The organism is Flammeovirgaceae bacterium SG7u.111, from assembly GCA_034044135.1.
In the GTDB taxonomy this organism is placed as follows: Bacteria; Bacteroidota; Bacteroidia; order Cytophagales; family Flammeovirgaceae.
Map to the genome: position 1 here is coordinate 1,520,265 of CP139021.1, position 13,384 is coordinate 1,533,648.

At 41.1% G+C, this 13,384-nt stretch carries 8 protein-coding genes; 1 reads left to right on the top strand and 7 read right to left on the bottom strand.

The features are described 5' to 3' along the window. Positions 1-31: 31 nt before the first annotated feature. The 3 genes from R9C00_05980 to R9C00_05990 all read right to left on the bottom strand — a co-directional run bounded on the left by R9C00_05980 (position 32) and on the right by R9C00_05990 (position 6,249). Positions 32-2,227 (bottom strand): SBBP repeat-containing protein, encoded by a 2,196-nt coding sequence (locus R9C00_05980; protein ID WPO36989.1) that lies wholly within the window; start codon positions 2,225-2,227, stop codon positions 32-34. Between the two features lie 40 nt (positions 2,228-2,267). Beyond that, positions 2,268-4,769, bottom strand: a complete 2,502-nt coding sequence (locus R9C00_05985) for an SBBP repeat-containing protein (GenBank protein ID WPO36990.1) — start codon at positions 4,767-4,769, stop codon at positions 2,268-2,270. Between the two features lie 346 nt (positions 4,770-5,115). Next, positions 5,116-6,249 (bottom strand): TIGR03364 family FAD-dependent oxidoreductase, encoded by a 1,134-nt coding sequence (locus R9C00_05990; GenBank protein WPO36991.1) that lies wholly within the window; start codon positions 6,247-6,249, stop codon positions 5,116-5,118. Positions 6,250-6,454: 205 nt separating this feature from the next. On the opposite strand from R9C00_05990, the gene R9C00_05995 reads away from it, so the two are divergent. Beyond that, on the top strand, positions 6,455-7,633 hold the full coding sequence (locus R9C00_05995; protein ID WPO36992.1) for an alginate lyase family protein: 1,179 nt from the start codon (positions 6,455-6,457) through the stop codon (positions 7,631-7,633). A gap of 221 nt (positions 7,634-7,854) precedes the next feature. Here the strand turns inward: R9C00_05995 and R9C00_06000 are convergent, their stop codons facing one another. The 4 genes from R9C00_06000 to R9C00_06015 form a co-directional block, all read right to left on the bottom strand. Then, positions 7,855-8,964, bottom strand: a complete 1,110-nt coding sequence (locus R9C00_06000; protein ID WPO36993.1) for an AI-2E family transporter — start codon at positions 8,962-8,964, stop codon at positions 7,855-7,857. A gap of 321 nt (positions 8,965-9,285) precedes the next feature. Further along, positions 9,286-10,761, bottom strand: a complete 1,476-nt coding sequence (locus R9C00_06005; GenBank protein ID WPO36994.1) for a sulfatase — start codon at positions 10,759-10,761, stop codon at positions 9,286-9,288. A gap of 110 nt (positions 10,762-10,871) precedes the next feature. Then, positions 10,872-12,551 carry an AarF/ABC1/UbiB kinase family protein gene (locus tag R9C00_06010; GenBank protein ID WPO36995.1) on the bottom strand — a complete coding sequence of 560 codons (1,680 nt, stop codon included), beginning with the start codon at positions 12,549-12,551 and terminating at the stop codon, positions 10,872-10,874. A gap of 407 nt (positions 12,552-12,958) precedes the next feature. After that, positions 12,959-13,339, bottom strand: coding sequence for an endonuclease domain-containing protein (locus R9C00_06015; protein WPO36996.1), 381 nt, complete (start codon positions 13,337-13,339; stop codon positions 12,959-12,961). Positions 13,340-13,384: the final 45 nt, after the last annotated feature.

The window sequence follows — 13,384 nt, forward strand, 5'->3', positions numbered from 1 at the left end:
AACTTGGGATAGGTGCCTTGCCAGCGCTGTGCTATTTTTTTAAAACCTTAATAACAGCTTCTTTATCTTTTTCTACGGATAGCTTAACAATATAAACTCCAGATTCTCCTAATAAAGTAAAATCAACAATTTCCTTATTGGAATATTTTTCTTTTAAAACAATTCTTCCTTTTAGGTCTGAGACCTCAACATCTATATTTTGAAATGTTTTTCCAAAATCAATGAAAACATCACCTACAGTGGGGTTAGGGTAAATAATCAGCTCATTTGAAATTGAGTTCTCTAATATTCCTACTATGTTTACTGCAATGCAAGTTGACGTATCGATACAACCATTTTCTGTTACTTCAACAGCATAATTCCCAACTGATTCTGGTGTGAACTTCTTACCAATCTCTCCGCTAATCGGCAAATACCCCCTGTCACAATCCAACCATTGGTAAGAAGCACCGCTCGCCCTTGCAACAAGTGAATAGCCATCAACAGCTACTGACGCATCAGCTGTATTGATGGTCAAGTTTAATGTAACAATAGAGTCACAACCAACCGAGTTCGTTAGAGTATAAGTAGGGAATGGGGTCGATTCATGATAGGTCACTCCATCGATCCAAGTATAAGGTTCACAACTAGTCAAAATATCACTGCCATATGTCGGGTAGTTGATCGTCAAATCCAAGGTGAATATAGAATCACAACCAACTGCATCGGCTAATAAATAAATCGCCGAGTCAGTTGATTCAGTATATGTAATGCCATCTCTCCAGATATAAGGTTCGCAAGTTGTGATTATGTCATTTGTCTCAATTACAGAAGTACATTTTCCTAATTTCAAAATAAAAATGTCGGTAGTTGCCACAGAACTGACTTCTGTTTTTTTAGAAATTGGATTGAATGAAGCTGTACTTCTATAATAGCCTGTTATGCTTGCATTACCAACATTATCTATAGATATAGAAGTTCCTCTGTCCTCTTTGTTACCACCAAACCGTTTTGCCCATATTAAGTTACCCTCTGAATCCAACTGTAAGGCGAATGCATCATCATCTCCTTCAGAAATAAGTGTTCTGCTTCCAAATTCGACGTTTCCTCTAAAAGTACCCGCTACATATATATTCCTCGCAAGGTCTGTGTCGATTGAATACCCTTTTTCATATCCTCCTCCATCAAACCTTTTCGACCACTGGAAAGCTCCATCTGAAGTCAGTTTTACGACAAAAACATCATGATTGCCTAAAGAAACCAAGCTATCTAAATTAACTTGAGGGTCAAAATCGATTTCTCCTCCAAAGTATCCCGTCACATAAATATCACCATGATTATCTGCTGTTATCGCCTGCCCTACTTTTGAACCATTTACATCTCCTTTACTCCCAAAATGATTGACCCACAAAAGCTTGCCACTTTTACTTAATTTTAAGGCAAATGCTTCAATAACATCTGGAGTACTTATCTTTTTTAGTGACCCTAGGCTTGGGTCAAAATCTACCACTCCTGTAAAGTGTCCTGTCAAATAAACGCTTTCATCATCACTAGCTGCAATTGAAGCCCCAACTACAGAGCCACTTCTGTCCCCAAGCTGGTTTAACCAAATAATATCTCCATCGGTATTTAATTTCATTATAAAAGCATCTATGATACCGTCAGAAGTGATGCTTGTGACTTCATTATAATTTGCTGTACTGGTAAAATTTCCAGTTAACAATAAATTCCCAGATGGATCTGCCGTAATTGACTTCACTTGGTCTGAGCTTTCACCACCGAAACGTTTTGCCCAAACAAAATCCCCTTGGTTATCAAGCTTTACGATAAATACATCAATAAAGCCTGCAGTAGTCATCTCAAATATACCAGGCCCTGGGTCAAAATCTGTTTTATTTTGGAACTCTCCCGCAATAAACACATTACCATCGTCGTCTGTGGTTATAGAATTTGCATGACCCCAACCTAAGTTTTTTGCCCATTTATAGCTACCATTTGGACCCAATTTCACCACATAGGCGTCTCCATAACTTGAAGTAAGTTCATTAACTCCAGGCCCAGGGTCAAAATCTGCAGTACCATAAAAAAAACCAGTAATGAATATGTTCCCTAAATTATCATGAGTGATAGCATGCCCGTAATCAGACTCATTTCCTCCTATACTTTTTAACCATTCGAGTTTTTGAGAAAATGAGTTTTCAGTAAAGAAAGCCAGCAATAATGCTACGGTTAGTATATTTTTTTGCATAAAAAAAACAAGTATATTTAATCAAAACGTATTATTGAACTTATTGCTTAATCACCCTAATAACAGCTGATTTCCCCTTCTGATCAGCCAGTTTTATGATATAAACCCCAGAACTACCTGATAAAGAAAAATCAATAATATCGGTATTAACAAACTTTTCTGTCAGTACTATTCTTCCTTCCATATCCAAGACAACAACATCTATGTCTTGCAAACGAGTCCCCAGACTAATGGAAACATCACCATCCGTTGGGTTGGGATAAATGGTCAGTTCATCTGAAATACTATTTTCCACAATTCCAACTACGGCAACAGGAACACATAAAGAAGTATCGACGCAACCATTTTCTGTTACCACAACCGCATAGCTACCAATAAATTCTGGCGTGAATACCTTACTTGTTTCTCCGCTGATTGGCAAATAGTTCCTCCAACAGTCCAACCATTGGTAAGCAGCCCCATTTGCCCCTGCCACTAGTGAATACTCGTCCATAGTTACCGATGTGTCAACCGCATTAACTATTAGGTTCAATGTCATTAGAGAGTCACAACCCATCGTATTGGTAAGGGCATATACAGGAGCATTAGTTGACTCAAAATAAGTCACGCCATCTACCCAAGTAAAAGGTCCACAATTCGACACAGTATCTGCTTTTCGGGTGGGATGATTGATTCGTAAATCCAATGTAGCAACGGTTTCGCAACCTACAACATTTGTAAAAACATATCTTGGAGTATCAGTTGATTCGGTATAGGTAGTACCATCTATCCACGTATATGCATCACATGCTGATATTTCATCTTTAATGGTTGTTGAGAAGATGGAGAGATGAAGGTTGATAACAGAATCACACCCATGCTGATTTGTAAGTGTGTGTGTTGGTGAATTGGTAGATTCAGAGTACGTGATACCATTTTGCCAAGTATAACTGTCACATGCTACTACAGAATCAATTGTGGTTGAATTTAATATCGTCAAGTTCAACACATAGGTCAAACCACAACCATTCATATCAACTTCCGAATAAGCAATCGAATCATCAGACTGAGTATAAGTTTTCCCATTGATCCAAGTATAACTATCACAAATGGCAACAGTATCTCTTCTTACTATGTTGATAGGGCAAGACTCTAGCTTAAAAACAAAAGTATCATTATATTTTTCAGCTTTAGCTTCCTCTCTCAAATAGCCTGTATTTGTATCAATAGTCCCTTCGAAATTCCCAGTAATAAAAACGCTTCCATCTTGTCCTACCTCTATTGCCTGCCCTTCCTCCCATCTTTTACCACCTATATGTCTGACCCATGAAGTATTTCCAGATTTGTCCAGCTTTAATACATACACATCCCTGTAATCAATATAATCGCCAGCATTTAATTCATAATCACCAAAATAAGCTTTTTCCCAAAAGTCTCCTGCTAAATAAATATTGCCATTATGGTCAGTTACAACCGAGCTTCCATAATCAGAATTTAAACCACCAAATTGTTTTACCCATAAGAATTTCCCTGAATTGTCTAACTTTAAAACGAAAGCATCTGTTTCAGAACCAATATTGTAAGAAGCCAGTAATGAAACTGTAGAGTCTGGATCAAAATCAACGAGACCGGCAAACTCTCCAGCAACAACTATATTCCCCAAATGGTCGGTGGCAATGGAATGCCCGTAATCATAGTGATTTCCACCAAAAGTATGTGTCCAACAAAATTCTCCCTGATTATTCAATTTCATAACAAAAATATCATACCCTTTGGATGTAGCGAATTTAGCTTGGCCAATCTCAGGGTCGTTTTTGGATGTGCTATAATAATAACCAGCTATAAAAACATTTCCTAAAGAGTCAGTAGTGATGGACTCACTACTATCTTCACCACTACCCCCTTGCTGTTTTGCCCATAACACGTTTCCTGCAGAATCCATTTTTAGTGCAAAAATGTCGTAGTTATTATAATTTCCATATGTAGAAACTTTTCTATTAAAAAAATTGGGACTGCCTTTAAATCTTCCAGTAATCAATAGATCTACCGATGAAGTGAGTGTGATTGCTGTAGAGATCACTATATCACTACCATTCAACTGTTTCAACCAACTTATATCTCCACTTGAATTCAGCTTTAGTACAAAAGAGTCTGCAAGTGCAGTTGCCGAAATAGTTATTGAGTCAAAATCAGCATCGCTTTGAAACTCTCCAACAACAAATACATTGCCCAATGAATCGGTAACAACATCATTTCCAATATCCTCTCCACCTCTCCCACCAAACCTTTTAGCCCATTGGAAACCTCCCTGTGCATCAAGTTTTACTATAAACCCATCACTAGCACCTTTTGATGATAATTCTGCTACATTTGGACCTGGATCAAAATCTGCTGTACCGCTAAATTTTCCCGTGATGTAAACATTATTAGACGGGTCAACAGAGATGGAACTTGGAATAATGCTTTCATCACAAGTCAGCATATTAGGCCATTCGACTTTTTGAGCGACCAAATTTACTTGTAGGAAAGTACTAATAATAAACAATATGATTTGTTTCTTCATCGCCACTAAAACATAAAATTATATTACCAAAATAAGTTTAAAAAATAACGTAAAATACAATGTTCAGAATATATTAGCTTTCTGATAAGTTCTAAGAAATCACAATCTATACACTTATTGAAACTACATTTAAAGTTAACAACCAACTTTTTCATTGAACTTAACAAACCGCCTAAAAAACTTTAGCTAATCGACAATGCCTCCTAATTAAAAAGTTTACCTGAAGATCGTTTTTTGTAGGTATTTATTAGATTCAACCCCGACAAATAAATAAAAAGGAAGAGCAAAATTTCATTGCCCAATAGTCGTGAATTATAGGGTAACTTTTGTGGTTTATTTCCATGGTTCACAACACAAACTCTTTCACCACTTCCTCCGCCAAACCAAACGACAAGGTCATGCCAGCTCCGCCTAGACCGTTTACCAGCAGTACATTGGGTTCGGGCTGGAGGATTAGCTCAGTTTTGCCATTGGGCAACTTAGGATAGATACCTTCCCAACGTTGGGCTATTTTTAAGCCGTAGGTATGGTAGAATGTTTCCAAATAGGTAAGGATAGCCCGGTCTATTACCTCTTCGTTGAAAGGAAAGTGTTCGCTTCCATTCTTATGTGAGTCGCCGATCACCAGCTCCCCTTGGAGGTTTTGTGCCAGCATTACGTGGATGCCGTATTTCTTTTGTTCAGGCCATTCCTTGTCTAGCCTTTTCCTCAGCTTTTTTACCGAAGGGCACTTTTCAAAGGCTTTGTAATGCCGAAAGGTAAGCCCTCCACAGAGCGTTGGCCCTAGCTCAAAACCTTGAATAGGCACTGTCCGCATCATTTGCAGCTTGCATTTGGTTAAGCCAGCTTGTTTCAACTGTCCGGGGTACAAGGTTTCAAAGTCGGTTCCAGAGCAGATGATAACTTTTTGGGCAGTAAATTTCTGGTCAAAAGTAGTCACTTCTGGTAGGTTGATCCCCGTTACTGTCCTTCCAAAAAGGAAATCTACATTCAATTCTTCGGCTAGGAAGTCGGCAACTCCTTGGATGGCTTCCCGTGGGTCAACGGTCATTTCTGTTCTGCTCATCAAGCCTCCTTTCAAATTGGATGGGTTTACATGTGCATACCGTTTTTTCATTTCTTTTCTCGAAAGCATTTCCACTTCGTAAGGAGCATCCTCCGCATAGTCTACAAACTCCTTCAGCACTTCTAGTTCGTCAGGGTGGTAGGCGAGTAAAAGCGAGCCATTTTTCTTATATCCTATTCCTTGTTCTTTCAGTATTTTCTTCCATATTTTCCTGCTTTTCAATGCCCTGTCCAGCATTTTTCCTTTCTTCATCCCAATAGGCCAGACCAAACCAAAGTTTCTGACAGATGCCCCGAGGGCAAACTCGTTTCGCTCTATTACCAACACACGAAGTTTGTTTTTAGCAGCCTGATAAGCGTGTGCCAAGCCAACAATTCCTGCTCCTACTATTATTACATCATACTTTCTGCTCATGCTACTTGTATAGTTTCAACATGCCCTACAATCAAAAGCTCAAAGCAAGCACTTTCCCCCTAACAAATCGATTTATACATGTTACCTTTCATTGAATAATAGTTTATGAATTTGTCGCTTTTTTTTAAGTCCAACGGCTTCTTATTCACCTATCAGTACTTATCTTTAACCAAAGCCCAGTTTAAAACTTTCTAACTATTATCCGATGACTATTCACAGAACAATTACCCACTTCTTCGCCATCTTCTTGGCTGTTGCACTATTTTCTTGTTCCACCCCTAAAAAAGAACTTCCAATAAAGGTCGATACCGATCAGCTACTGAAAGAAGCAGAAGCCAACCTTTCGGCGCAAATCATCACCGTGACCGACTCCTTTTGCGAACGTTCGGCAGGCAGCCCCAACGACTTTTACTCAGAAGGAGATTACTGGTGGCCAGATCCTGAAAACCCGGACAGTGCCTACATCCGCCGAGATGGCATGACCAACCCCGAAAACTTCACCCTTCACCGAGAATGGATGGTGCGCTTTAGCAAAATTGCGGGCTCGCTGGCTTCGGCTTATGTGATTACGGGAGATGAAAAATACCTCAATGCACTCATTCCTCATTTGGAGGCCTGGTTTATGAACCCAACAACTAAAATGAAGGCCAACCTGATGTTTGGACAGGCCATAAAAGGCAGGGTTACGGGCAGGGGAATTGGCATAATAGATACCATTCATCTGATAGAAGTAGCCAAAGCGGTGCAGTTGCTCCAGCGCAGTGAGCTGGGGAAAACTACCGACCTGAGCGGGGTAGTAAAATGGTTTGAGGAATACCTCCAGTGGATGACCACGCACGAATACGGGCTTGCCGAAAGGGACAATGGCAACAACCACAGCAGTACTTGGGCACTGCAAGTAGCCGCATTTGCCGACCTTACGCAAAATGAAGAACTAAAGGAGTATACCCGAGAAATGTACAAAACGATGCTGCTCCCCCAGCAGATGAATAGCTTGGGAGGTTTCCCCCTTGAGCTCAAGCGCACCAAGCCTTACAACTACTCGCTTTTCAACCTCGATGCGCTGGCTACCACCTGTTTCATCCTTTCCACGCCCGAAGAAAACCTGTTTGAATACAGTACGCCTGACGGACGAAGCTTGGCTTTGGGCATGGAATTTATGTACCCTTTCATTGCCGACAAATCGGGGTGGACTTACGAGCCAGATGTGCTCTACTGGGACGAGTGGCCGGTAAAACACCCGAGCTTGCTCTTTGCCGGAATCAAGCTCGGCAAGCCCTCGTACCTCGCCTTGTTCGATCAATTAACCTTTGAAACCAACACATTCGAGGTGCTGCGTAACATGCCCGTGAGGTATCCGCTAATTTGGGTGGCGGAGAAATAAACACCTTAGAAGCTGTTTTGAAATGTATCTTCAAAATTCTTATGTGCTTCTTTTGGCGCATAATTTCGACTAGCCGTCCGCGATAAAATCTCCGCAGATAGCTCCGCTCCACGGCGGCCACTATCTTTGTCGATTTTGCCTTATTCTGCATCCAAAATAAGCGATAACAATTTTTAAATATAATTCCCAAACAGCTTCTTAGAGGCGAACTGATTACGACTCTACTTTTTAATTCCGAAAAAGCGCTGGACTTTGGTAATGGTAATGGCATGCTCTTCCGTCCCAGTATTTCCTATCAAGAATGCCAAAGGCTGCATCCTTGGGATAGATTCGCAGGCTATTTTGATCATCCCTATCACGGGGATGACGATGAACATGCCTGGCAAGCCCCAAATTACCCCACCTAGCAATACGCCCAATATGATGAAAAATGGGTTGATATTGGTTTGTCCACCTACTATATTGGGGGTAAGTATATTGTTTTCGGTAAACTGGATAATGATAAACTGGATTACTACGCCCAAAGCATATTTTGGAGAATCGGTTGTGAGCAAAGCAACTAGGAGGGGTACGGAGTAGCCCAAGATAGTCCCAAAGTAAGGGATGAAATTGAGGATGGCAGCTATTACGCCCAGTAAAACAGCGTACTTTAGTCCCACTATCATGAAGCCCACCGAATTGAGGATGCAAAGGATACAAACCACTAGGAATACACCCGACATGTATTTTTTGGTGATAGAAGAAACTTTGGTGATGGTGTCTTCGGCAAGAAGGTGTTGTGTATCGGGGACAAGCTGTAAAATAAATGCACTGAATTTATCGCGGTAATATAAAAAGAAGAATACATACACCGGCATGATAAAAAAAGTAAAAAGTGTATTGGTTGTGGCCGCCAGCATCACTGCAATATTAGCAGAGCTTTGCTCAAAAAAACGTGTCAGCACTTCTTCATAAAGCTCTTCTGGAGGGGCTGTTATGCCAAACATACTTTCTACCGAAGTTATGATCATTTCTATATTGCTGTAGGCTTGGGTCTTGAGCGTGGGCAGGTCTCCCAAAAAGACCAACATCTGCCTATAAATAAAGAATAGTACGCCATACACCACCAGCAATCCAATAATAATAGTGAGGATATTTGCCAAAATGCGGGGCACTTTGCGCTTTTCAAAAAAACGGGCTAGCGGATATAACAAAAAAGCAAACAAAATCGCCAAACAGATGGGGTAAAGAAAGTTGCGGAAAGTAGTGAGGAAAAAATACAATAATATCCAAAACAACAGCGCAATGGTCGCTTTGGTCATAATAGGCATAGGCAAGTTTTTTGAAGACATTTTCTTAGTTTTTCCTTTAGTAATAGTTGTCCAGTTAGAGCATATTTAAATGTTAAGCTTTCAGGCAAAAACGATCAGGTTGAGATTCAATAATCGGACAAGTTCACCGTGGTCGTTTGTAGCAAAATAAGTAAAATTTAAACATGCTATTAATACCCTTTTTGGCGGTTAAATGCATAAGCTACCGCTGGCCGAAGATAAATATAAACTAGTTAGAATAGGACTTACTTAACAGCTATTATTCTACTCCAATACCGATTGCCTACATGTAGGATTAGAATTCCTAATGGAGGGGGAATAATGGGGCATTACTTTAGAAAACTAGTCTAGCGATATTTCCTTCACTGTGGGCGTGAGCACTTTTTCCCAATATTCCAAAAACTCCTCATCCGAAATGTCTGCTGCTAGCCCTCGCTTATTCTTCATTTGTATTGGAAAAAATTCTTTGGCATGCTGTTGGGCAAATTCAATTTCTTTGGGTGCTTCTGGGTATTTTCCCTTATCCGATTCTTCTAACCAAATATCTAGCTGGGCCCGCATTTCCACCATTTTTTCAGCGTATGCACTGTCCTCGGCAAGGTTGTTCAATTCCCAAGGGTCATTTTGTATATCGTAAAGCTCCTCGTAAGGTTTTGTTTCTGCCATAAACTTGGCTTGGTCTGGTGTAAGCTCCCCCCGCTTGTGCAGCACTTGCATGAGCGTGAGCACGGGGTATGCATGCTTTTTATAAAAATTGAATTGCGTATAAGGCTTTTCGGGGTAGAAATTTCGGATGTACTTGAACTGGTTGGAGCGCACTGCCCTAATCCTATCTACAGTTTCATCTCGCCTATCTCTACCAGAAAATACATATTTCCTTGGCTGTGCATTTTCACCCAAAAATGGTTTGCCTTGCATGTAATCTGGAACGGCGATCCCTGCCAAGTTCAAAGCCGTAGCGGCAAGGTCGAGGTTGCTGGTTACGTTTGGCTCTACAGTTCCCGCCTTCGCTTTGTCGGGGAAGCGAATCATTAGTGGAGTTTGAATACCGCCATCATACATAAATTGCTTTGCCCGCACATGTGGCCTGCCTTGGTCGCCAAAGAAAAACACAATGGTATTTTCAGCAAGCCCATCCTCTTCTAGTTTTTGCAGTACTTTCCCAACTTCTACATCTAGCAATTGGATAAATTCCAAATACAGCGCCCAATCTTGGCGGCTCACGGGGTGGTCAGGATAATAAGGCGGTACTTTTACTTTTGCCGGATCTACTGGGTGCGTGGGGTCTCGCTTAAAATCTCGGTGGGGGTAATGGATTTGGATTTGGGCAAAAAAGGGCTGTCCTTCAGTGCGTTGGTTCCAGTTAGTCCCATCAAAAAGGCTATCGGCAAAGAAGTTATAATCTTCTTTGCCAGGCTTGTCCCAATTTTCAAAGCTTGCATTGCAGGTAAAATAACCAGCTTCCCTAAAATGGTGCGTAACGGGTGCTACATGTCCCGGCAAGGGGCTTCTGAACTGCGTACGGTGCTGGTGGCTATTGATACTTTGGGGGTACATCCCCGTAATCAGCGTAGACCTGCTGGGCGAACAAACTGCCGAAACCGTGAAGAAGTTTGTATATTTTTGGCTCTCTGCAGCCAAGCCATCCAGATTCGGCGTATGCACCAATTCCTCGCCGTAGCAGCCCAAGTCAGTACCAAGGTCATCGGCAACTATCCACAAGATATTTGGGCGATTATCTGCTTTTTCATTGGGCTGGCAAGCCACAAAAAGCGATATCAAAAGAAGGTTAAAAGTTAATGTGATCATTCGTTTCATCTGAAAAAAAGCAGGTTTGATTGGTAGCTCAAACTAGCAAATAAATCTGGTAGAGCCAAGGTATGCCTTGCCTAGTTTTTTAGGTACGAATTGTTAAACCTCTATAGGCATCACGGTTTTCGAAGCATGTAGAAGAAAAGGAGTACACCAAGGAATATAGCGGTAGATAAACCCAATAGGCTAATAAATGGAATCCCAAAAAAATACGGCATATTTTCCGAAAAGGGCATGCTTATGCTGATGGCAGAGGAAACCAACAAGCCCATGATAATCAGTGAAATCACTAATTTGTTGGTGGCAAAATCTATTCTATCGAGCAGGGGTTCGTAGCCGTGGTGGTCTATGTTTAGGTGCAGCGTCCCTTTCCGCACTTTCCTTACTATGGAGCGGATCTCGAAAGGAAGGTTGTAGAGCAAGGAGGCAAATTGGGAAGATGTATAATACAAGTCCAAGCCAATAGCCTTGAGGGAATATTGTTCTTTTACTACTTTTACCCCGTATGGCTTTATGAATTCCATTACTTCAAACTTTGGATGGAGTTTCTTGCCAATCCCTTCCAAAATAGCCAAGGCTCTTAAGATCAGAAAGACGCTGCCTTGTACTTTCAGCTGGTAATTGTAGATGATTTTTTGCAAACGCCCCGTCAATTCGGACATGCCCTCATCTTCATTGGCGAAGATTACCATGTCTTCTATCAGCTCCACAATGTCCATTTCAAATTTGCGGTCATCATCCACATCGCTGTCGATGGCGAGCCTGCGGAGGTTGAGGGCAATGCCTTTGGCATCTTGAGAAGCGAGTCCAATGAACACTCCCGAAAAAGCAAACTTTTGCTGCTGCGTGAGCTTGCCCACCATCCCAAAATCAATCAATACAATCTCTCCGTTGGGGCGCACCAGCACATTGCCAGGGTGCGGGTCGGCATGGAAATAGCCAAACTCAAAAATCTGTTTGAGGTAAATATCTAAGCCTTTTTCGGCAATTTTTTCGGGTTCTAGCCCCCAGCTTGTTAGCTGCTCTATATTGGTGATTTTACACCCGCTGATAAACTCGATGGTCAGTACCCTGTTGGTGGTGAAATCGCGGTAAACCTTAGGGATGTAAAACTCTTTTTCTTTCTTATAAAGCTTTTTGAAATTGAGTAGGTTAGCCGCTTCTATGTTATAATCTAGCTCTTTGTACATGCTTCGCTCAAAAGCATCTACAATGTCGAGCGGGTTGAGAATACCTGCTTTCTTGAAATATGTTTCCGCCAAGCGGACAAATTCTCGGAGCAAAGCCAAATCGGTTTTTACCTTTTCCTTCACGCCCGGCCGCTGTACTTTCACCACTACATCTTCGCCTGTTTTGAGCCTAGCTCGGTGCACTTGCCCTATGGAAGCCGAACCGAGTGGCACTTCGTCAAAATAAGCAAAAAGCTCTTCAATTGTCTTCCCAGTTTCTTCCTCTACTATTCTCCTTGCCTCAGCTCCTTCAAATGGAGGAACTTTGTCTTGGAGGATAGCAAACTCGGCAATAAGTGCGCTAGGTAGTATATCTGGGCGGTTGCTCAGCAGCTGGGCAAGCTTCACAAAGGTTGGTCCCAGCTCTTCTATCACCATCCGGATTCGCTCCCAGCGGGTAAGCTCAAACACCGAAATATCGGAACGGGTCCATGCTACTCGCTTTTTGGCAGAGATGAACTTTCGGAGAGCCGTATTCACTACAATATCCTCAAACCCATAGCGACCAAGCACCTTTATCAATTCCCGTAACCGATTGATGTTCTGTACTGTTTTATCAAAAAACATATTGCATTGACTGGCTTTGTGATGAGTTTGAAAGAGTCTTTATACACTAACTTGACTAACCAAATATAGTAGGGATTTCCCTATTGGAAAGAAGAGGTTAGAAGATAAACGTTGGAGGTCAGACAATGAAAGGTAAAAAACAAAAGCTCTGTGTAAATGTCATTTCTAACTTCTAGTCTCCAACTTCTCTTGTCTAAACCTAATTAGTCTATCAAAAACTAGCAATCTAAAAAAAAGTGTTAGTTAGGATCGCTACTACTAGTTCCAAATGTAGGATAGACTACTTGTTTATCATAAAAAATGAGGAAGTATGTGGAGGATCTGTTGATAATAGGGAAGCAACCCCTCAGTCCTCCGGACAGCTCCCCTTATCTGTGGAGCTTCTATTAAGAGAAATACCTGAAATACTAGGAAATGTTTCTTGAAGTAAAATTGTTTTTGATTTCTTCTAGAATAGCTTCTATTGCTTCAAATACAACTTTATTTTCAAACCGAATAACTCTTATGCCATGAGAATTCAACACCTTCGTTCTTTCTTCGTCATATTTCATCCCCTCTTCGGTAAAGTGCCCAGCTCCATCAAGTTCTACAGCAAGTTTTTCTGAGGGACAGTAGAAATCAATGATATAGTTTTCAATACTAAACTGTCTGCGAAACTTTCTTCCTTCTAGCTGCTTTCCTTTTAAAAATCTCCACAAATGAACCTCAGCCTTGGTAGAGTTATTTCGAAGCTGCTTTCTAAAACCTTTTAGTGCTATCCTGTTGTTGATTTGGTCAGTATATTGCATAACCTGAAAACGCTCATACTCACCAAATTCTTTTTTTTATTTCCC